Origin of the sequence: Lentzea nigeriaca (assembly GCF_016907955.1) — a bacterium.
Lineage (GTDB): Bacteria > Actinomycetota > Actinomycetes > Mycobacteriales > Pseudonocardiaceae > Lentzea > Lentzea nigeriaca.
On sequence record NZ_JAFBCX010000001.1, the window covers coordinates 1,127,406 to 1,147,617 of the forward strand.

Genomic DNA, 20,212 nt, shown 5'->3' on the forward strand with positions numbered 1-20,212 from the left:
CGCAAGATCCCGATGTGAGGGCGTGGGCTACGAGTACGACGTCTTCCTGAGCTACACGCGCCAGGGTGGTGGTGACGTGTGGGTGCGGGAACACTTCTACCGTGCCTTGCGGGAGTGGAACGCGGTTGCGCGGGCCGGAAGCCGACTCCTGCGGCGTCAGCTCGACGCGCTGGAACCGAAGTAGCGGGTCAGGAAGTCGTTGCGGAACACGCCTTTCGGGTCGTGCTCGTTCAGCAGCGCCTTGAACGTGTCCCACTGCGGGTACCGGGCGGCGAGCAGCGTCGGCGGCACCGTGAAGAGCTTGCCCCAGTGCGGCCGTGGCGCGATGGCCTCCTCCAGGCGAGGCAGGAGGGCGAGCACCGCCGGGGTGTTCGGGACCCACGTGAAGTGGATGGCGAGGCTGTCGCGGTCGGCGGCCGGGCTGAGCCACTGCGGTTCGGCGGAGATCGTGCGGATCTCGCAGGCTTGGACGAGCGGTGAGATCACGGTGGACATCTCGGCCAGGGCGCGCAGGGCGGTCACGGCGCGGGTGCGGGGGACGAAGTACTCGGTCTGCAGTTCCTCGCCGACGGACGGGGTGAACTCCGCCTTGAAGTGCGGCAGGCGGGCGTGCCAGGGGCCTGGGACGCCGTCCTGCTCGGTGCAGTGGGACGGGGGCTGGCCCACCACCGGGTGTCGAGGGCCGTCGGCGGGCTGGCCGGGGAACCGGAACGGGGCGTCGCCCACGCGGTGCTTCACCCAGAGCGTGGCGCCGCCCTGCCAGTCGACGAACGCGCTGACGCTGTAGGCGCCGTCGAAGATCTGGTCGAGCTGGCTCAGGAGGGTCGTCCAGGCGACGTCCTCGTAGACGGTCTGCGCGACCTGGAACGACGGCACGACGTCGAGCGTTACGGCCGTGACGACGCCAAGGCCGCCCATCGACACGACGGCGCCCGCTGATGTCAGTTCGACGATCGAGCCGTCTGCGCGCATGACCTCTATGGACCGCACGGCGCCTGCGAGAGAGCGGGCACCCGAGCCGTGGGTGGCCGTGGCGATGGCGCCGGCGATGGTGATGTGCGGCAGCGACGGCAGGGTGTGGAGGGCGAGGCCCGCCTCCTCCAGTCGCGGGGCCAGCTCGGCGAGGGTCGCGCCCGCGTTCACGCGGACGGTGCGGCCGGCGGGTTCGAAGACCTTCGGCATCGCGGCCAGCGAGAGGAGGGTGCCGGTGGTGTCGGCGATCGGGCTGAACGAGTGCCCGGAGCCGACGACGTGCACCGCGGACGAACCGCGGAGGATCGCGCGCAGGTCGTCGGCCGTGGTCGGCGTGACGGCCTGGGCCGCGGAGAACGTGATGTTGCCGGCCCAGTTGGTCTTCATACGCACACCGTAAGCGTCCGAGCGCTGGAAGTTGTTCTCTCTATAACTTCAGTGTGGACAAAAATTAAGTTGCCCGAGGTGGAAGGGTGGATCCACATGGGGAACGACGTGCACAAACTCCGTGAAATGGCAGGGCTGGTCACCCCGATGGCGTTGCGGGTCGCGGTGACCCTCGGCCTTCCCGATCGCCTGAGAACCGCCGCCGCCGTCGACGTCCTGGCCGCCGAGCTCGACGTCGACCCGACCGCCCTCGAGCTCCTGCTCGGCCACCTCGTCATCCTCGGCGTCGTCGAACGCGTCGGCGACGGCTGTCGTACCACCGAGTTCGGCGCGCAACTCTGCGCCGACGCCGGCAACGGGCTGCACAACCTTCTGCACCACGACACCGCCGCCGGGCGCGCCGACCTCGCCTTCGTCGATCTCGCCCATAGCGTGCGCACCGGCGAGCCCGCCTACCCGCTGCGTTACGGCACGGACTTCTGGACCGACCTCGCCGAGCACCCCCACCTGCGCGACGCGTTCGACCGGCAGATGACCTGGCGGATCCGGGAGCGGATCCCGGACTACGTGGCCGCCGTGGACTGGGCGCGGTTCCCGCTGATCGTCGACGTCGGCGGCGGGCCCGGCGATCTGCTCACGGCAGTGCTGACCGCTGATCCCGGCCTCCGCGGTCATCTGGTGGACCTGGAAGTGGGGCCCGCCCTGCAGAACTTCAGCGGGCTCGGCGACCGGGCGACCGCCACCGCGGGCAGCTTCTTCGACCCGCTTCCCTCGGGCGGCGACGCCTACCTGCTGTTCAACATCCTGCACGACTGGGACGACGAGCAGTGCCACCGCATCCTGGCCCGGTGCGTCGAGGCCATGCCGGCCCACGCGCGGCTCCTCGTCGTCGAATCCATCCGAGGTATGGGCATCAGCACCGAGATGGACCTGGTCATGCTCGTGCACTTCGGCGGGCAGGAGCGGAGCCTTGAGGAGTACGAGAAGCTCGCTGAGCCACATGGTCTGGTGCTCGACGGGGTGACGGAAGTGGCCAACGATCGGTCCGTACTCGAATTCCGGAAACATCCGATCTAAAGTCGAACCTTGCCGCCGCACGGACGAAGGGACTCCCATGCGTCTTGCAGCGGCCGCCGCGGCCCTGTTGATCGTGTTCACCGGCATTCCCGCGCACGCGGCGCCGGAGGTGAGCGTGCGGGTCGACCCCGCGAGCACCAGTCACGTCGGCAGGGACTTCGCCGGCTTCAGCTACGAGAAGGACCGGATCGGCGCGCGGATGTTCAACGCGCACAACGCCGACCTGGTCCGCCTCTTCCGCCTCCTCGGGCCGAGCCTGCTGCGCATCGGCGGCAACCTCGTCGACATGACGACGTGGAACCCGCGGGGCGCGGGCGGCAGGGCCGACGAGGTCGCGCCGTCCGACCTCCGGGAGCTGGCGCTGTTCGCCGAGGTCACCGGCTGGAAGGTCGTCTACGGCATCAACCTCAAGACCAACACGCCCGAGAACGCGGCTGACGAGGCCGAAGCCGCGGCCAAAGCGCTCGGCGAGGATCTGGTGGCGTTCGAGATCGGCAACGAGCCGAACGTCTACGTCAAGACGTGGCCGGAGTACGAGGCGCTGTTCACGAAGTTCGCCGACGCGATCAAGGCGAAGGTGCCGGACGCCGAGTTCGACGGCCCTGGCGAGGCCAACAAGACCGCGTGGGCCATGGACTTCGGCCGCACGCAGAAACAACGCGGCGCGACGATCCTTTCCACGCACCAGTACATCGCCCGCAACGACAAGGCGTCGATCCCGGACATGCTCGCGTCCAACAAGTCCGGGCGGTTGCCCACCGCGAGCGCGGCGATGCAGAAAGCCTGGCAGGACAACGGCATCAGGCAGTGGCGCGTCACCGAAGCCAACAACTACTACCATGGCGGCGCGGCGGGCGTGAGCGATGTGCAGGCGGCGGCGCTGTGGGCGCTGGACTACCTGGCGGGCGTCGCAGCGCGGCAGGGTTCGGGCGTCAACTTCCACGGCGGCACGTCGGTCCAGTTCCCGCTGCACTACTCGCCGATCAAGTACGACGGGCTGAATCCCGTTGGTGTGCAAGGGGTTTACTACGGCGAGCTGCTGTGGAAGCTGGCCGGGCCCGGCGGCTACCACGCAGCGAGCGTCACCGGTGCGGACGAGGTCACGGCGTGGGGGATCGGCGACAACGCGTTCGTCAACAACAAGAACACGACCGCGGTGACGGCGACGATCACGTTGCCGAAGAAGGCCCGCCACGCCAGCGTCTACGTGCTGACGGCACCGAAGCTGGACTCGACGGAGATCACCATCGCGGGCTCGAACGTCGGGAAGGACGCCAAGTTCACGCCACGGCCCAAGAACCTCAGGGTGGCCGGCACGAAGACCACGGTCGACGTGCCGGCCAACAGCGCTGTCCTGGTGGTCACTCGCTGAGCGCGGCGATCCGTTCTTGCGCCTCGGCGAGGTCCTCGGCGGTCGGAGCGTCGTCCTGGGTGAAGGTCCGGCGCCAGTAACCGGAGAACTCGATGTCCTTTTTGGACACCCCGAGTGCGACGAAGTGCCTCCGCAGTGCCCGCACCGCGGACGCCTCGCCGCCCAGCCACGCCCAGACGGACGACGGCACCTCGACCGCGGTCACCACCGACACCAGGTTCTCCCCGGCGCTGCGGTGAACCCACCGCACGCCGGGGATGTCCTGCTCCTCCATCGGGTCCGCGACCTCGACGAAGGCCAGCCGCTGCTGCGAGGAGGGCAGCAGCTCCAGCAACGAGGCGATCGCGGGCAGCGCCGTCTCGTCGCCCGCGAACACCAGCACGTCCGCGCCCCCGAGCGGACGGGCGTAGTCGGGCGACGGCCCGAACCTGCCGATGACGTCACCCGGCTTGGCGCGAGCGGCCCACGCCGAGGCGGGCCCGCTGTCGCCGTGCAGCACGAAGTCCACGGTCAGCACGTCGTCGGCCAGGGACCGCACGGTGAAGCTGCGCATCCACGGCCGCGACTCCTCGGGGATCGCGAGGTAGGCCTGGTACCAGACGCCGACGTCCGGAGACTCCGACACGAACGCCGAACAACCAGGCTTGGGGAACAACAGCTTCAGCTGCTGGTCCGGCCACGTGCCGATGTCGGCGAGACCGTCGCCGGTGAACGTCATCCGCACCATGCGCGGCGTCAGCGGCTGCACGGAGGTGACCGTCAGCAGGCTCATGACAGGTACTCCTTCAGGTGCTGGCCGGTCAGGGTGGCCGGGTTCGCGACGAGATCGCCCGGCGTGCCGGTGAAGACGACCTGGCCGCCGTCGTGGCCCGCGCCGGGACCCATGTCGATGATCCAGTCCGCGTGCGCCATCACGGCCAGGTGGTGTTCGATCACGATGACCGTGTTGCCGGCGTCGATCAGCTGGTCGAGCAGGCCGAGCAGCTGGTCGACGTCCGCGAGGTGCAGGCCGGACGTCGGCTCGTCGAGCACATAGGTCGAGGCCTTCTCCGCCATGTGGATGGCGAGCTTGAGCCGTTGCCGTTCACCGCCGGACAACGTGGTGAGCGGCTGGCCCAGCGACAGGTAGGCCAGGCCGACGTCGTGCAGGCGGCGCAGGACGGCGTGGGCCTGGCCGGACGGGAAGAACTCGCACGCCTCGGCGACGGACATGCCGAGCACCTCGCTGATGTTCTTGCCTCGCAACGTGTAGCGCAGCACCTCGGGCGTGAAGCGCTTGCCCTCGCACTTCTCGCAGACCGTCGCGACGCCTGCCATCATCGCCAGGTCGGTGTAGACGAGGCCGATGCCCTTGCAGTGCGGGCAGGCGCCTTCGGAGTTCGCGCTGAACAACGCCGCCTTCACGCCGTTGGCCTTGGCGAAGGCCGTGCGGACCGAGTCGAGGAGACCGGTGTAGGTGGCGGGGTTGGACCGGCGCGACCCGCGGATCGCCGCCTGGTCGACCGTCACCACGTCCGGGCGGCCGCGCAGCGAACCGTGGATCAGCGACGACTTGCCGGACCCGGCGACGCCCGTGACGACGGTCAGCACCCCGAGCGGGATGTCGACCGAGACGTCCTTCAGGTTGTTCTGCCTGGCACCCTCGATCGTCAGGAAACCCTTGGGGGAACGGAACTGCGGCCGCAGCTTCGCCCGGTGGTCGAGGTGCCGCCCCGTCAACGTGCCGGAGGCCCGCAACCCGGCCACGTCACCGGAGTAGCAGACGTGGCCGCCGTTGACCCCGGCGCCGGGGCCGAGGTCGACGACGTGGTCGGCGATCTCGATCGTTTCCGGCTTGTGCTCGACGACGAGGACGGTGTTCCCCTTGTCGCGCAGGCGGAGCAGCAGGTTGTTCATCCGCTGGATGTCGTGGGGGTGCAGGCCGACGGTCGGCTCGTCGAACACGTAGGTGATGTCGGTGAGCGACGATCCCAGGTGCCGCACCATCTTCACGCGCTGCGACTCGCCGCCGGACAGCGTGGCGGACTCGCGGTCGAGCGAGAGGTAGCCGAGACCGATCTCGACCAGCGAGTCGAGCGTGTCCCGCAGGGTCGCGAGCAGCGGTGCGACGGACGGGTCGTCGATCGAGTGCGCGAACCGCGCCAGGTCGCTGATCTGCATCGCGCAGCAGTCGGCGATGGTGACGCCGCGGATCTTCGAGCTGAGGGCGGCGGGGTTCAGCCGGGCGCCGCGGCAGTCGGGGCAGGTCGTGAACGTGACCGCGCGGTCGACGAACGCCCGGATGTGCGGCTGCATCGACTCGCGGTCCTTGCCGAGGATCGTGCGTTGCAGCTTGGGGATCAGGCCGTCGTAGGTGACGTTGGTGCCGCCGACGTTCAGCTTCGTCGTCGGCTTGTGGAGGAAGTCGTGCAGTTCCTGCTCGGTGAACTGCGCGATCGGCTTGTCGGGGGAGTAGAGGCCGGACTTGGCGAACACCTGCCAGTACCAGGTGCCGACGCCGTAGTTAGGTGCGTCGATCGCGCCCTCGTTGAGCGACTTGCTCTTGTCGACGATCGCGTCCACGTCGATGGTGGTGACCTTGCCCAGGCCCTCGCAGGCCGGGCACATGCCCTCCGGCAGGTTGAAGCTGAACGCGCCGGACGTGCCGACGTGCGGCTCGCCCAGGCGGCTGAAGACGATCCGGAGCATGGTGTGCGCGTCGGTGGCAGTGCCGACCGTGGAACGGGAGTTCGCGCCCATCCGTTCCTGGTCGACGATGATCGCTGCGCTCAGGTTGTGCAGCGCGTCCACGTCCGGCCGCCCGATCGACGGCATGAACGACTGCAGGAACGCGGTGTAGGTCTCGTTGATCATGCGCTGCGACTCGGCCGCGATCGTGCCGAAGACCAGCGAGGACTTGCCTGAGCCGGACACGCCGGTGAAGACGGTCAGACGGCGTTTGGGGACGTCGAGCGACACGTTCGCGAGGTTGTTCTCCCTGGCCCCGCGGACCTGGATCACGTCGTGGCTGTCGGCGACAGCATTCATCGCGGCTTCTCACCCCAGTTGATTCTTTATGCCGTAAAGTATTGGCCAACGAGGTTACTTTACGTCGTAAGGAGTCGCAACCGTGGTCGTCTACGCAGGTCAGGGCGACCCGCGCCGGTCCATCGAGCTGCTCTGGCGCGGGTCCGTCACGGAGAACCGCCCCGGTCCGAAGCCCGGCCTGAGCGTGGACGCGATCGTCGACGCGGGCATCGCCGTCGCCGACGAGCAGGGCCTCGCGTTCTCGATGCGCGCGGTGGGGGAGCGCCTCGGTCGCACCGCCATGGCGCTCTACACGTACGTGCCGGGCAAGAACGAGCTGGTCGACCTCATGTACGACCGCACGATGGCCGAACTGCCCACGTCCTACCCGCTCGACGACGGGTGGCGCCCCGCTGTGACGCGGTGGGCGCACGACCTGTGGGAGTGCTACGGCCGCCATCCGTGGGTGCTGCAGGTGTCGCAGGCACGCCCGGTGCTCGGCCCGCACGAGTTCGCCGCGACCGAGGCCCTGGCGGCGATCCTGGTCTCCACCGGCCTGCCCGGCCGCCGGCTGCGCGGCATCGTCGGCGCGATCAACTACTTCGTGCGCGGCGCCGCCCAGACCGTCGTCGAGGCCCGTGCCGCCGGTGGCGCGACCGGCGAGGCGGACGAGGAGTGGTGGTACGCGCGGTCTGCCGTGCTGCTGGAGATCGAGCCCGACCTCGCGAGGAAGTTCCCGATGCTGCACCTGCTGGAGTCCGACCGCGAACCGGTCGACCCCTCGCTGCCGTACCTGGAGAACGACGCGCTGGAGAACTTCCGCAACGGCCTGGGCGTCCTGCTCGACGGCATCGAGGGCGCTGTGACACAACCGTGACACAGTCCGGACGTCCGGCGCACATAGGCCCTATGGGATCGCGTCCATGGCGATCGTGTTCAGAGTCCTCGGTGCCGTGGTGCTCGCGATGGTGCTGACCGCGCCGGGCACGGCGGCCACCACACAGGTAGGGGAGTACCGGCCGGCCGTGATGAGGATGGAGTACGCGGTCGGCGACCTGACCGCGGTGGTCCATTCACCGCGCACACTCGTCGGGACGCGGCCGCTGGTGTTCCACCCCCGCGGGTACGACTACAAGGCGCAGTCGTTGGCGCAGCAGGGGTTCATCGTCGTGCTGGTGAGCGATCGGGCCGCGATGGGCAGGCACGTGGAGCTGTGGCGGCAGCTGAGCGGGGCCGAGGGGCCGCTGGCGGAACGGTTCCGCGGGTTCGCCGGCCACTTCTCTGTGGCAGAACCGTGACACGACCCTCACAAGCCGCCCACATCCGCTCGTTTTGATCACGGCATGGCACTCACGCCCCGCAAGATCGGTGCGGTGACGGCCGCCGTCGCGTTCGCGATGGTGCTGACCGCGCCGCACACCACCGCAGCCCCCGACCACGGCACCGGCGTCAGAAGGATCGAGTACTCGCTCGGTGATCGCGCCTTCCAGGTGCCCGGCTTTCACACCGAACCGGATGGTCCGGTCGCGGACCTCGAGCTCACCGCCGTCGTGCACGCGCCGCGCACCCTCATCGGCAAAAGGCCGGTGGTGCTGCTGGCGCACGGCTATTGGAAGCCGTGCCAGGACGACCAGTGGGTCTGGCCCTGCCCGAGCGCAGCCGCGTTCCCGAGCTACCGAGGGTACGACTACCTGGGAGAGGAGCTGGCGCGGCAGGGTTTCGTGGTCGTGTCGGTGAGCGCGAACGGCGTCAACGCCGGTGAGATGGGCCAGGCCGCGGACATCGCGCGAGCCGCGCTGATGAGCAAGCACCTCGAACTGCTGCGCGATCTCGACAACGGCAAGGGCCCGCTCGCCGAACGGCTCAAGGGCTTCCGCGACCACCTCGACCTGACCAACGTCGGCACGCTCGGCCACTCGCGCGGCGGCCGCGGCGCCGTCTACCAGGCGGCGGACCAGCACAGCGCCGCACTGCCCGCCGGTGTGCGCATCAAGGCCGTGCTGCCGCTAGCGCCCGCCGAGTACTACGCGCCGGACCCCGAGGCCCCGGAGAACCTCGACTACCGGATCACGAAGATCCCGTTCGCGGTCATGACCGGCAGCTGCGACGGCGCGGTGAACGGCGGCTCGTACGTCGCCAACGCCAAGGGCCGCAACCTCGCGCCGATCCATGACGTGACCCCGAAGTACGCCAACCACAACTACTTCAACACCGAGTGGTCCTACGACAACGACAGCCGCTGTCCGGAGACCGGCCTCACCCCCGAACAGCAGCGGGAGGTCGCCACCACGTACATCCCGGCGTTCTTCCGGCAGTACCTGTACGGACTTCCGAACCCGATCGTCAGCCGCGGTTGTCCTGGCGTCGACGTCGTGACGCATCAACCGATCGGCTAAGCCACAACACGACTTTGGGTGGTCGCATCCCCCTTCCTCCACTGCCAGGGTGGTGGTGGAAGGGGGAAATTCCATGCTCAAAACCTCAGCGCTGCTCACAGCGGCGCTAGTAGTGCTGACCGCGTCACCCGCCACGGCGCACCCCGGCAGCGACTGGGCCGGGTGGCAGAAGGACCTGACCGGCTCCCGGCACAACGCCGCGGAGTGGCGCCTCGACCAGCACAACGTCGGCAAGCTCAAGCTCAAGTGGGCGTTCGCCTATCCGCTCGGTGAGATCAACCACGTCCGCAGCCAGCCGGCCGTCGTCGGCGACACGATCTACTTCGGCGGCCCGGACGGCAAGTTCTACGCCCGCAACGCCCGCACCGGCGCACCGAAGTGGGAGTTCACGCTCCCACCGGCCGCCCGGTACGCCTACAACTCCGACGGGCCGACTGTCAGCAACGGCAAGGTGTTCTTCGGCGACAGCGCGGGCAGGCTGTTCGCGCTCGACCAGCGGACGGGACAGCAGCGCTGGCGGGCGCAGATGGACGACACCATCGCGTCGATGGCCACCAGCTCGCCGATCGTCCACAACGGACTCGTGTACGTGGGGACGTCGAGCGGTGAGAACGTGCTGCCGCGCGACCACGCGTGCTGCACGTTCCGCGGTCACATCGACGCCTACGACATCGACACCGGCGCGCTGGTCTGGCGCCACTACACCGTGCCGGAACCGGTCGAGGTCGGCACGTGGCCCAACGGCGCCAAGCGGTTCGAGCCGTCGGGCGCCGGAGTGTGGAGCTCGCCGGTGATCGACCGCCGGACGGGCACGCTCTACGTCGGCACCGGCCAGAACTACACCGGCAAGGGCGGGCAGTTCGACTCGTTGCTCGCGCTCGACGCCCGCACCGGCGCGGTGAAGTGGGCCAACCAGGTCACCGACGCCGACACGTGGCGCGGGGCGTGCAACGATCCCGACCCCGAGGGGTACTGCCCCGGCCTGAAGGACAACACCAACCTCGACTACGACATCGGCTCGACACCGAACCTGTTCGAGGTCGACGGCCGCCAGCTCGTCGGCGTCGGCCAGAAGTCCGGTGTCTACCACGTGTTCGACGCGAGGACCGGCCAGGTCGTGTGGCGGCGGCAGCTGGGCTCTCCGTGGCCGAGCGGTGGCATCGGCGGCATCCAGTGGGGAGCGAGCTACGACGGCAAGCGGCTCTACATCGCGACGTACATCGCCGATCCCGGCAAGCTCCTCGCGGTGGATCCCGCCACCGGCGCCGTGCTGTGGGAGACCCCGGCACCCGCCGACGGCTGCTCCACCGGCGGCGCGGCCGGTCAGCCGGGATGCGCGCCGGCGCACGGCGTTCCGGTGTCCAGCACGCCCGGCGTGGTGTGGCTGGGCGCGCAGGACGGCAAGTTCCGCGCGTACGACGCGAAGACCGGCAAGATCCTCTGGACCTACGACACCGTCCAGGACACGCAGGGCGTCAACGGGGTGATCGGGCGCGGTGGCGTCATCGCCGGTCCCGGCTCGGGTGCGGTGGTGTCGAACGGCATGGTCTACGTCCACTCGGGCCACTGGGCGGGCTACCCGAGCCCGTACGGGCGCGTGCTATTCGCGTTCGGGCTCTAGTTTCCGGCGCACGGAGTCGGCCGACAGGCCGGCTCCGCTGCGCAGCTCGAACGACTTCTGCCAGGCACGACGGGCCTGCTCGGCGTCACCTGCGGCGAGGTGGGAGTCGCCGAGCTGTTCGTAGGCGGCGGCTTCCAGCGGGAGGTCGCCGCCCACCCGGAAGTAGGCGGAGGACTGGGTGAACGCGTGCGCCGCGCGCTCGTAGTCGCCGAGGCCGTAGTAGCCGGTGCCGAGGTTGTCCCACGTCTCGCCCTGGCCGATGATGTGGCCCATCGCCTCCCACATGGGCATGACGCGCTCGGCGTACTCGACGGCGGTGGCGTACTCGCCGATCCTGCCGTAGCCCCACGCCAGTCCGGTCAGCGCGTTGGCCTGGCCGTACTCGTCGCCGCACTCCTCGTACAACGCGAGGCCGCGCCGGGTGTACTCGAGCGCCTCGTCGATCCGGTCGTCCGGGCACAGCATCGCGATGTTCAGCAGCACGCCCGCCTGGCCCGCCGGGTTGCCCTCGTACACCCCGAGCGCCTGTTCGAACACCGCCCTCGACTCGTCGAGCCTGCCCATCCTGCCGAGGCCGCGGCCGAGGTTGATCAGCGTGCGGCCCAGCGCGTCGGTGTCGTCGAGGTGTTCCAGCGCGGCGATCGCGAGTTGTTGTGACGTCAGCAGATCGCCGTAGTGCGCCTGCCGGTCGAGGACGTCGGCGAGCGACCAGCCCATCAGCCACGTCTGCGTCGGGGTGCCGTGCGGCATCGCCGCCATCAGCGTCGGATGCTCGGCCATGAGCCACACCAGCGCTTCGTCGTGCGTGCTGAACCGCGTGACGATCACGCCTTCGGCCGGCTCCGGAGTGGACGGCCGGTGGCGGCTCGGCGTGAACACGACGGCCGCCTCGACGCTCGTGAGCGCGAGATGGTCGAGCAACCGGGTCAGCGCCTCGGCGCGTTCCTCCGGCAGAGCCAGCTCGGCCGCGTAGTCGCGCAGCAGGTCGTGGCACGTGAACCGGCCCGGCTCCGGCTCGTCGATCAGGTTCGCCCTGGCCAGTTCCGCGAGCAGCGCCTCGGTGTCCGGCAGTGCCAGGCCCGCGAGCGAAGCGGCGCCCGCGAGGCTGATGTCCGGGCCCGGCATCAGGCCGAGCAACCGGAACAGGCGCAGCGCCGGCGGGCTCAACGCCTTGCAGGAGTGGGAGAACACCGAACGCAGGTCGGCGGTGACGTCATCGTCGTCGGCGAACGCGTCGAGGTCGGCGAGCTCGTCCGCCAGCGCCGCCAGCGGGAACTCCGGCTGCGTCGCCGCCCGCGCCCCGGCCACCGCGAGCGCCAGCGGAAGACGCGCACAGCGGTGGACCACCGTGTCGACGGCTTCCGGTTCGGCTTGCGCGCGATCGCGGCCGATGCGGGACGCCAGCAGCTCACGTGCATCGTCGGGCGGCAGCAGGCCCAACGGCAGCGAACGGGCCCGGTGCGGGGGTTTCAGGGCGGTGCGGCTGGTGACCACCACGTGCGTGTTCGGCGTGCGCGGCAGCAACGGCTCGATCTGGTCGGCGTCGGTGGCGTTGTCCAGCAGCATCAGCACCCGCTTGTCCGCGAGTGCGTCCCGCAGCAGCGCCGACTGCCCCGCCAGGTCGTGCGGCACCTTCGCACGCGGCACGTCGAGGGCCGACAGGAACCGCAGCAGCGCGTCGCCGGGACTCAGCGCCGCACCGGACGGGCCGAAGCCGTGCAGGTTCACGTACAGCTGGCCGTCGGGGAACCGTTCCGCCGCCCGGTGTGCCCAGTGCACGGCGAGCGAGGTCTTGCCGACCCCGCCGGTGCCGGTGATCACGACGACGCCGTTCGGTGCCTGGTCCAGTTCGGCGAGCTCCAGCGCCCTGCCCGTGAACGGCTTGGGCGGAGCGGGCAGCTGCCGCGGCGCCGACGCGGTCTGCAACCGCCGGTGCAGGGTCACGAGGTGCCGCGAGGGTTCGGCGCCCAGCTCGGTCGCGAGACGAGCCCTGAGCACCTCGAAGTGCCTGATCGCGTCCGACGTGCGGCCGCTGCCGTGCAACGCCTCGATCAGCTGCGCGCCGATTCGTTCGTCCAACGGGCGTTCCGCGGCGAGCGCCCGCAACTCGGGCACCAGCGTCGCGTGCTCACCGTCGTTCAGCCGCGTGTCGACGTGGTCGAGCCGGGCGGCCAGCAGCTCGCCGGCGAAGTCCTGCCGCCGCTGCCGCGCCCACGGGGTGTCCAGTGTGGACAGCAGTTCGCTTTTCGCGAGCGCGAGGGCCTCCGCGGTCCGGCCGGCGCGCACGAGGTGGCGGAACAGGTGCAGGTCGATCTCCAGCGGGTCGACCCGCACCACGTACCCACCGGCCTCGCGCTCGACCAGGCCGGGCACCGTCTGCCGCAACCGGGTCAGCCACGTCTGCATCATCGCGCGGGCACGGGGCGGCGGCGCGTCACCCAGGACGCGCTCGACGAGCTCGTCGGCACCGACCACCTGACCGGCGTCGACGAGCAGCACACCGAGGAGGGCTCCCAGCCGTGTCGGACCGAACTCGGTCGCGCGGCCGTCCACCCACGCCGAGACCCCGCCGAAGACCGTGAACCGCACGATGATCACCGTAGTCGGGGCTGTCTCGGGATTCACGACACCGTCACAAAAGAAAGCCTTCTCGCAGTTCGTGGTGGTGTCCTTACTCACCCCGCGTAAACTTGTGTGACGGAGAGTGCTCGCTTCCCTGGGTTTCGTCGGGCAGCGAAATTCTAGAGCGTTTCTCAGGGTGCTGACAGCAGACTCCAAGGCACGCGTGGCTCAGTGGAGTGAGGGAGGCCCGCCAATGCTGATCGATCGCACCATGCCACTCGGTACCGCGCTGACCGTCACGGGCGCCTCAGACCGTGGACCGCGCACCCACAACGCCGACGCACACGCCTACGCACGCCGCACCTTCGTCGTCGCCGACGGGGTGGGCGACTCCGCGGCGGCCGTCGAAGCCGCGCACGCCGCCGCGCAGGCCGCGGCCCTGCTGACCGACCCGGTCGCCGCGATCCTGGCCGCCCGCGACGCCCTCCAGGTGCACACCGGGGACGCCGTGATCGTGGTGGCCGTGGGCAGGCCGGACGGGGGCTTCGACGTCGCGTGGGCAGGCGACGCCCGCGCGTACGCGTCTGACGGCGAGGAGCTCGTGCAGCTCACGACGGACCACACCGTGGCCGAGTACTTCCGCGAGCGCGGTGTCGTGCCGGAGCCGCGGCTGGAGCACGTCGTGACGAACACGGTCCGGCACGCCACCGCCGAGAACATCGGGCGGTCGACATCACGTGCGTCGCGGCTCGTGCTCGCATCCGACGGGGTGTACGGACCGTTGGGGCACAGCGGGATCGAGGCGATCATGGCCGGGCACGCGTCGGCGGAACGGCTCGTGCGAGCTGCCCTGTACGCGGGCGGCACCGACAACGCGACGGCGCTGGTCGTGGGCTAACCGGCCTTCTTGCTCCGCTTCTTCTTGCTCGCCTCGACGCTGCGCTGCAACGCCTCCATGAGGTCCACGACCCCTGTGGCCTCCGGCGGCTCGGCCTCGACGACGATCTCGCGGCCCTTCTGCTTGTCCTTGATCAGCTTGACGACCCGCTCGGTGTAGGTGTCGCGGTAGTCCTTGGGCCGCCAGTCGTCGGCCATCGACTCGACCAGCGACACCGCCATGTCGAGCTCCTTGCCGCGCGGCGCCCGTCCCTCGGGCGTCACGTCCAGCACCTTCTTCGGCTCGCGGATCTCGTCGGCGAAGAACAGCGTGTGCACGGCGAGAATCCCGTTGTCCTCCTTCAGCGCGGTGAGGTACTGCTTGCCGCGCATGACGAACATCGCGATGCCCGCCCGGTTCGTCTTCTTCATCGCCTGCGCCAGCAACAGGTACGGGCGCGAGAACTCGGGCTTGGCCGGGCCGAGCCAGTACGTCTTCTGGAAGAACACCGGGTCGATCTCGTCCAGGTCCACGAACGCCTCGATGTCGAGCGTCCGCGACCGGCCGGGCGCGATGTCGTCCAGTTCCTCCGGCTCGACGATGACGTACTCGCCGTTGTCGACCTCGTGGCCCTTGACGATCTTGTCGTAGGGCACCTCGCGGCCGGTGCGCTCGTTGACGCGCTTGTACCGGATGCGGTCGGACGTTCCGCGCTGGAACTGGTTGAAGTGCACCGTGTGGTCCTCGGTGGCGCTGAACAGCTCCACCGGGATGCTCACCAGGCCGAAACTGATCGACCCGCTCCAGATCGCCCGTGCCATGCGGGACGAGTACCCGCCTCCGGCCGCTTCGAACCGCGCGTTGCTACGGTCTTGGGGTGAGAGTGGTCGTGCTGTCAGACACCCACGCGCCGCGGTTCTGGAAGCGGTGTCCTCCCGACGTGGCCGCACACCTGCGATCCGCCGACCTGATCCTGCACGGCGGCGATGTCTGCATTGCCGGGGTTTTGGACGAGCTGGCCCAGTACGCACCCGTGATCGCGGTGTGCGGCAACAACGACGGCCCCGACGTGGTGGCGTGGGGCGCGCAGGAGACCGCGGAGTTCGACATCGACGGCCTGCCGGTCGCGATGATCCACGACAGCGGTCAGAAAACCGGCCGGCTGGCCAGGATGCGCCGCCGGTTCCCCGCTGCGCGGCTGGTCGTCTTCGGACACTCGCACATCCCGTGGGACGAGGAAGAAGACGGCTTCCGGGTGTTCAACCCAGGCTCACCCACGGACAAACGTCGTCAGCCGCACGGCACGATCGGGCTGCTGGACGTGGTGGACGGTGTCCTGCGGGACGCGCGCATACTGCCGGTCGCCCAGGCGGCGAGCCGCGGGCCGAGGACCTCGTAGACCTTCGGGTCGAACCCCATGCCCGTGTGCGTGCTGTGCACCTCGACGCACTCCGCGTACGGGTCCTGGCACAGCTGCCACGGCACGATTCCGTCCATTCGCGAAAAGATGGAGATCGCGGGCACCCGCAACGGTTCCGCGAGCGCCTTGACGTGCTCGTCGAAGCACGGGCCCTGCATGCAGTCGTCGTCCAGTAACCCGGGAACGCCCGCGGAAGCCAGGCGTGCCAGGAACTTCGCGATGCGCAGCACGTTGGGATGCGCGCCCATCGGGTCGAGGACGGGACTGCCCAGCATCACCAGGCCGTGCACGAGATCGGGGCGCCGGGCGGCGGCGAGGCGCGCGAGGCCGCCGCCGCGGCTCTGGCCGAGCAGCACCACCGGACGTCCAGTGCGCTCGACGTGCTTTTCCGTGCTGTGCAGGAGTTTCGCCAGCAGTTCCGCGGTGCAGCCGACGGTGAACCCGACGCCCGAGCGCGCCGGCACGTAACCGCGGGCGCGCAACCACGACGCGGCAGGAGCCAGGCTCACCTCGCCTGCTCCGAAGCCGGGGACGAGCACGACACCGAGACCGTTGCCCTGGCCCGGATCGGCGGTCCGCCACACCGGGTGACGCAGCAGCTTCGGCACGTCCCACATCGCCCTGACCACGCTCTCGCGTGCGGCGGATCGCAACCCGACGAACATGCCATTGGTTTGCCAGCCAAAAGGCGGCTAAACCCGTGGGATTCTCACGAAGCCTTCCCCTGCCCGCTCGAACGCGGCACCGGACGGCTCGCCGAACAGCGGTTCCGTGATCGGCGTCCTCCCGGTACAGCCACCCGACGGGTTCGCCATCGCACTACCCGCGCCGACGCGATGGCCGACTTCGCGAGATCACCGAACCATAGCCCGCTCGAACCCCCGCCTGCGCCCGCAACGCCTCCGGCTCCCCATGTCGCGCCCGCACCTCGTCCCGGGACAGGTCGGTCCACCAGAGCTGCGCGTCCTCAATGGACGGTGGCACCGAGACGCGCGTGCGAAGAAGCACGGCACGATCGGTGCCGACGCCCGTGTCAAGCACGACGTCGGCGTCGACACCTGCACGAGCGCCATCGCCAGAACCGCCGAGCTCCTCACCGACGCCAACGAACGCGCGGTGCGGCTGGCTCTCGCCGGCGCAGCCCTCACACGATGACCGCGATCTCCTTGCCCAGCTTGGCGCCGCCGAGCAGGTCGAGGTCGTCGCCGCTCCAGAACCGGCCGGGGTCGTACCAGTTCGGCCTGCGGTGGGGCAGCAGTCCCATCTCCGCGTACGTCACGGCGACGATCTCTGCGCAGAACGCGCTCTCCAGGGTGGCGTCGGCCTTGTGGCGCAACGGAAGCCGCCCGCGCAGCCACCGTGAGGCGAGCCGTGCGGTCGACGGGAACGGCGTGCCGTCGAGGCGGGCGACGGTCTTCAGCGCCGCGTCCTCCATCTCGCGCGTCACCGGGTGGTCGAGCTGCCGCAACCACGCCCGCTGCCTGTACTTCTCGCTCCACGTCACCACGGCGTCGCGCAGGTCGTGCAGCTGGGCGCCGCGCTGGTGCGTGCCGCTCCACATGTCCTGAAGGGACTTGCCGAGCTCGGCGTGCCACATCAGCGGCGGCAGGTCGTCCAGCACGATCGCCATGCCCACGTGGTTGACGGGGCTGTTCGTCATCGCCTGGATCGCCCTGTCCGCGGCGCTGCGGCCGCGGAACACCCACACGTCACCGGTGCGGGTCATGTCCACGGCTTCGTCCAGGGTTATCGCCATGACCCCGTAGCCTAGGCATATGAAGCTCTGGAAGGTGCTCGGCATCGCCGCGTTCGCGGGTGTCGCGGCGAGCGGTGTGGTCGTGGCCCGCAACCAGCGCCGCCGCGCCGCCTACACCCCGGACCAGGTCAGGCAACGGCTGCAGGAACGGTTCGCGGAGACCTCGCCCGAACGTTCTGGGTGAGGAAGAGCGCCGCGCGGTCGAGAGCGGCGTCCGCCTCCTCGAGCACGCCGGTGAACGCCTGGAACACGTGCGGCACGTCAGCGGTGACGTCGAGGACGACGTCCACCCCGGCCGCCAGGGCGCGGGCCGCCATCCGCGTGGAGTCGTCCAGCAACACCTCGTTGGTGCCGGCCTGGAGCAACATCGGCGGTAGTCCCGTCAGGTCGCCGAACAGCGCGGGGCTGATGAGCTCCTGCCGCGGATCCTGGCCCGCGAGGTAGAGCGCGCCGGTGCGCTCGAGCGTCTGACGCGTGAAGAACGGGTCCGCGTCCTCCCTGGTGTCCATGCTCTCGCCGGTGCGCGTGCCGTCCAGGCCGGGGGAGAAGGCCACGATCGCCGCGGGCATCGGGAGTCCCGCCGCACGGGCCGCCAGGCAGGTCGTCACGGTCAGGCCACCACCGGCCGAGTCGCCGGCGAACGCGATGGACTCGGGGTCCTCGCCGGAGTCGAGCAACGCGCGGTAGGCGGCCACCGCGTCGTCGATCGCGGCGGGGAACGGGTGTTCCGGCGCGAGCCGGTAGTCGAGCGAGAGTGCCCGGAACCCGGTCCTGACCACCAGGCTCCCCGTCAGCGACAGTGCGGTCTCCGGGGCGCCGACGACGTACGAGCCGCCGTGGAAGTACAGGATCGTGCCGGGTCGCCGGGTACCGGCCGGTTCGACCAGCAGGGCCCGGCGCGACCCGAGCACGGTGTCCTCGGTCGTGATCCCCTCCGGCACCGCCATCGTGGCCATCATCGCGGCGAACCCCATGCGCATCTGCTCGACCGGCTGCGGCCCCTCAGGCCACGGCCGGCTGCGCAGCATCGCGTCGAGCTTCTCTCGTTGTTCCCTGCCCATGACCATCCCCTCAGAAGTGTATGCCGCTACAGTATATGCCGTGGCATCTAAATCGAAGCCTGATCCGAGCACTCTGTTCGCCGACCTCGTGCGCTGCGAGACGCGGCTGTACAACGCGCTCAACGACCGGCTGCGGGAGCGGCACGGGATAGTGACCTCGCAGTACGAGTTCCTGCACTACCTGCGCGAGCACCCGGAATCGCGGGTCGCGGACCTCGCCACCGAGTTCGCGGTCGGCATCGGCGCGACCAGCAAGGGAGTCGATCGCCTCGAACGACACGGCTGGGTCGCCCGCAGGCCCAACCCGGCCGACCGGCGTTCCTCCCTGCTGGTCCTGACCGACGACGGCGTTCGCCTGGTCGACGCCGCCGAACAGACCTTCACCGACCGGGTGGCCGAACTGGTCGAGGGAGCCCTCGATCCCGTCCGGGCGTCGGCCGGCGCCGAGGTCCTGGCACTGCTGCGTGCCGCGCTGGAACGCGACCGGATCGGCATGCCCACCGGCTGACGACGGCCTCGCGATTCCGACGGGCTTCATCCACAACGCGCTGACCTGATTTCCGGTGCGCTCGACGGACTGACGCCGGCGGAGGAGCTCTGGCGTGATCAGAAGACGCCGGACGAGCGTGCGCACGTCCGTGACCTGCTGTTGAACCTCATGGCGCAAACCAGACCGATCGTGTGAGCGTTGTCCACCGATCGTTGTCAACCGGAACAACACTGACACCGGACAACGGAAGCTGCGTACCGTCGGAAGTGGTTGCACTCCGGGGGGAAGCAAATGCCGATAGTGTTGTCCGAGTCCGCGCCCAAGGGTCGCGGGTTGACGATTCTCTTCGAGTTGGAAGATCTCGCGCGCACGAGGTTCGCGTCGGCACCGCTGCCGATGTACGAACTGATCTTCACGGTGCACAGCGGTAGTTGGGACCGCCTGCTCCTGCCGCAGATCCGCCCGCTCGCCGAACTGGTCAGGCCGGGCAGGTTCATTCCCGACTTCTTCAACTCGGCGCGCCCCGACTTCGACGAGGCCGTGCGCCAGGTGCTCGAGGCGCCCTCGACGAGGGTGCGTGACCAGATCGCGAACATGCTGGGCACGACGTCGCCGTGGCTGCGGTCGTTCGCGGCGGGCACCCCGACCTCGCGGCAGGACCTGAGGTCGGCGCTCAACGCCGGTTTCCGCGACCTGCTCGGACGGAACTGGCCGGAGACGCGCCAGGCGTTCGACGCGGAGGTGCGGCTGCGGTCGTCCCAGGCGGTGGCGCGCGGGCTCGGCGATCTGCTCGGTAACCTGCACCCGTCGATCTCGTGGACCTCGCCCGCGCTGCACGTCGAGCTGTCCTGGGACACCGAGATCTCGTTGCGCGGCACGGGGGTGCTGATCGTGCCGGTGCTGAACGGGCTCACCCGCCCGGCGGTGGCGATGTTCGCCGAACCGCAGCCGCTGCTCTTCTACCCGGTCGCGGCACCGCAGCCGAGCGGCGCCAGCCTGGAGCTGGCCCTCGGCCGCACCCGGACGCTGGTGCTGCGGGCGCTGACGTCCGAACGCACCACCACCGAGCTCGCCAAGCACGTCGGCATCAGCCTGCCGACGGCGTCACAGCACGCGACCGCCCTGCGCACCGCGGGGTTCGTGTCGACCCACCGCAACGGCAGGTCCGTCCGCCACCGCCTGACCCGACGGGGCTGGGAACTGCTGAACTGAACC

General features: G+C 69.8%; 20 protein-coding genes and 1 pseudogene. 13 read left to right on the forward strand and 8 right to left on the reverse strand.

The features are described 5' to 3' along the window. The first annotated feature begins 22 nt into the window (after window positions 1-22). Window positions 23-184: a hypothetical protein gene (locus tag JOD27_RS04470; protein ID WP_204760765.1), complete on the forward strand. Its 162-nt coding sequence runs from the start codon at window positions 23-25 to the stop codon at window positions 182-184. Here JOD27_RS04470 and JOD27_RS04475 read toward each other — a convergent pair. Then, complete coding sequence (locus JOD27_RS04475; protein WP_239566315.1) at window positions 157-1,359, reverse strand: FAD-binding protein; 1,203 nt, start codon at window positions 1,357-1,359, stop codon at window positions 157-159. The genes JOD27_RS04470 and JOD27_RS04475 overlap by 28 nt on opposite strands. Window positions 1,360-1,455: 96 nt before the next feature. Here JOD27_RS04475 and JOD27_RS04480 point away from each other — a divergent pair, with 96 nt between their 5' ends. Both JOD27_RS04480 and JOD27_RS04485 read left to right on the forward strand, forming a co-directional pair. Continuing rightward, entirely contained in the window at window positions 1,456-2,436 is a 981-nt protein-coding gene (locus JOD27_RS04480) for a methyltransferase (RefSeq protein WP_204760767.1), read from the forward strand. A 37-nt stretch (window positions 2,437-2,473) separates the two neighbouring features. Beyond that, window positions 2,474-3,808: a hypothetical protein gene (locus tag JOD27_RS04485; protein ID WP_204760768.1), complete on the forward strand. Its 1,335-nt coding sequence runs from the start codon at window positions 2,474-2,476 to the stop codon at window positions 3,806-3,808. Here the strand turns inward: JOD27_RS04485 and JOD27_RS04490 are convergent. Beyond that, window positions 3,798-4,580 carry a siderophore-interacting protein gene (locus tag JOD27_RS04490; protein ID WP_204760769.1) on the reverse strand — a complete coding sequence of 261 codons (783 nt, stop codon included), beginning with the start codon at window positions 4,578-4,580 and terminating at the stop codon, window positions 3,798-3,800. The two genes, JOD27_RS04485 and JOD27_RS04490, sit on opposite strands and share 11 nt — an antisense overlap. Continuing rightward, complete coding sequence (locus tag JOD27_RS04495) at window positions 4,577-6,835, reverse strand: ATP-binding cassette domain-containing protein (protein WP_204760770.1); 2,259 nt, start codon at window positions 6,833-6,835, stop codon at window positions 4,577-4,579. Before JOD27_RS04495 ends, JOD27_RS04490 begins: the two co-directional genes overlap by 4 nt. An 82-nt stretch (window positions 6,836-6,917) precedes the next feature. On the opposite strand from JOD27_RS04495, the gene JOD27_RS04500 reads away from it, so the two are divergent. The 4 genes from JOD27_RS04500 to JOD27_RS04515 all read left to right on the forward strand — a co-directional run bounded on the left by JOD27_RS04500 (window position 6,918) and on the right by JOD27_RS04515 (window position 10,831). Next, window positions 6,918-7,691 (forward strand): TetR/AcrR family transcriptional regulator C-terminal domain-containing protein, encoded by a 774-nt coding sequence (locus tag JOD27_RS04500; protein ID WP_204760771.1) that lies wholly within the window; start codon window positions 6,918-6,920, stop codon window positions 7,689-7,691. A 46-nt stretch (window positions 7,692-7,737) separates the two neighbouring features. Continuing rightward, a complete protein-coding gene (locus JOD27_RS04505; RefSeq protein WP_204760772.1) occupies window positions 7,738-8,112 on the forward strand; it encodes a hypothetical protein in 375 nt (124 codons plus the stop codon). A gap of 45 nt (window positions 8,113-8,157) precedes the next feature. After that, window positions 8,158-9,210, forward strand: coding sequence for an alpha/beta hydrolase family protein (locus JOD27_RS04510; RefSeq protein ID WP_204760773.1), 1,053 nt, complete (start codon window positions 8,158-8,160; stop codon window positions 9,208-9,210). Between the two features lie 73 nt (window positions 9,211-9,283). Beyond that, on the forward strand, window positions 9,284-10,831 hold the full coding sequence (locus tag JOD27_RS04515) for an outer membrane protein assembly factor BamB family protein (RefSeq protein WP_204760774.1): 1,548 nt from the start codon (window positions 9,284-9,286) through the stop codon (window positions 10,829-10,831). On the opposite strand, the gene JOD27_RS04520 is transcribed toward JOD27_RS04515, so the two are convergent. Further along, window positions 10,811-13,420 (reverse strand): AfsR/SARP family transcriptional regulator, encoded by a 2,610-nt coding sequence (locus JOD27_RS04520; protein WP_204760775.1) that lies wholly within the window; start codon window positions 13,418-13,420, stop codon window positions 10,811-10,813. The two genes, JOD27_RS04515 and JOD27_RS04520, sit on opposite strands and share 21 nt — an antisense overlap. A 226-nt stretch (window positions 13,421-13,646) precedes the next feature. Here JOD27_RS04520 and JOD27_RS04525 point away from each other — a divergent pair, with 226 nt between their 5' ends. Then, on the forward strand, window positions 13,647-14,291 hold the full coding sequence (locus JOD27_RS04525; protein WP_239566316.1) for a PP2C family protein-serine/threonine phosphatase: 645 nt from the start codon (window positions 13,647-13,649) through the stop codon (window positions 14,289-14,291). An 8-nt stretch (window positions 14,292-14,299) separates the two neighbouring features. On the opposite strand, the pseudogene ku reads toward JOD27_RS04525, so the two are convergent. After that, a pseudogene (gene ku / locus JOD27_RS04530) lies at window positions 14,300-15,091 on the reverse strand (non-homologous end joining protein Ku); the annotation flags it as partial. Window positions 15,092-15,147: 56 nt separating this feature from the next. Here ku and JOD27_RS04535 point away from each other — a divergent pair. Continuing rightward, window positions 15,148-15,669 (forward strand): metallophosphoesterase family protein, encoded by a 522-nt coding sequence (locus JOD27_RS04535; RefSeq protein WP_204760777.1) that lies wholly within the window; start codon window positions 15,148-15,150, stop codon window positions 15,667-15,669. Here JOD27_RS04535 and JOD27_RS04540 read toward each other — a convergent pair. Further along, window positions 15,561-16,343 carry an alpha/beta fold hydrolase gene (locus tag JOD27_RS04540; RefSeq protein ID WP_307829889.1) on the reverse strand — a complete coding sequence of 261 codons (783 nt, stop codon included), beginning with the start codon at window positions 16,341-16,343 and terminating at the stop codon, window positions 15,561-15,563. The two genes, JOD27_RS04535 and JOD27_RS04540, sit on opposite strands and share 109 nt — an antisense overlap. Window positions 16,344-16,602: 259 nt before the next feature. Here JOD27_RS04540 and JOD27_RS04545 point away from each other — a divergent pair, with 259 nt between their 5' ends. Beyond that, window positions 16,603-16,845, forward strand: coding sequence for a hypothetical protein (locus JOD27_RS04545; RefSeq protein WP_204760779.1), 243 nt, complete (start codon window positions 16,603-16,605; stop codon window positions 16,843-16,845). Here the strand turns inward: JOD27_RS04545 and JOD27_RS04550 are convergent. Continuing rightward, window positions 16,835-17,446, reverse strand: a complete 612-nt coding sequence (locus JOD27_RS04550; protein ID WP_204760780.1) for a hypothetical protein — start codon at window positions 17,444-17,446, stop codon at window positions 16,835-16,837. The genes JOD27_RS04545 and JOD27_RS04550 overlap by 11 nt on opposite strands. A gap of 19 nt (window positions 17,447-17,465) precedes the next feature. On the opposite strand from JOD27_RS04550, the gene JOD27_RS04555 reads away from it, so the two are divergent. Next, a complete protein-coding gene (locus JOD27_RS04555) occupies window positions 17,466-17,630 on the forward strand; it encodes a hypothetical protein (RefSeq protein ID WP_204760781.1) in 165 nt (54 codons plus the stop codon). Here the strand turns inward: JOD27_RS04555 and JOD27_RS04560 are convergent. Further along, window positions 17,575-18,507, reverse strand: a complete 933-nt coding sequence (locus JOD27_RS04560; protein ID WP_204760782.1) for an alpha/beta hydrolase — start codon at window positions 18,505-18,507, stop codon at window positions 17,575-17,577. The genes JOD27_RS04555 and JOD27_RS04560 overlap by 56 nt on opposite strands. A gap of 40 nt (window positions 18,508-18,547) precedes the next feature. On the opposite strand from JOD27_RS04560, the gene JOD27_RS04565 reads away from it, so the two are divergent. Both JOD27_RS04565 and JOD27_RS04570 read left to right on the forward strand, forming a co-directional pair. Continuing rightward, entirely contained in the window at window positions 18,548-19,015 is a 468-nt protein-coding gene (locus JOD27_RS04565) for a MarR family winged helix-turn-helix transcriptional regulator (RefSeq protein ID WP_307829890.1), read from the forward strand. A 273-nt stretch (window positions 19,016-19,288) separates the two neighbouring features. Beyond that, on the forward strand, window positions 19,289-20,209 hold the full coding sequence (locus JOD27_RS04570; RefSeq protein WP_204760784.1) for an ArsR/SmtB family transcription factor: 921 nt from the start codon (window positions 19,289-19,291) through the stop codon (window positions 20,207-20,209). Window positions 20,210-20,212 lie beyond the last annotated feature (3 nt).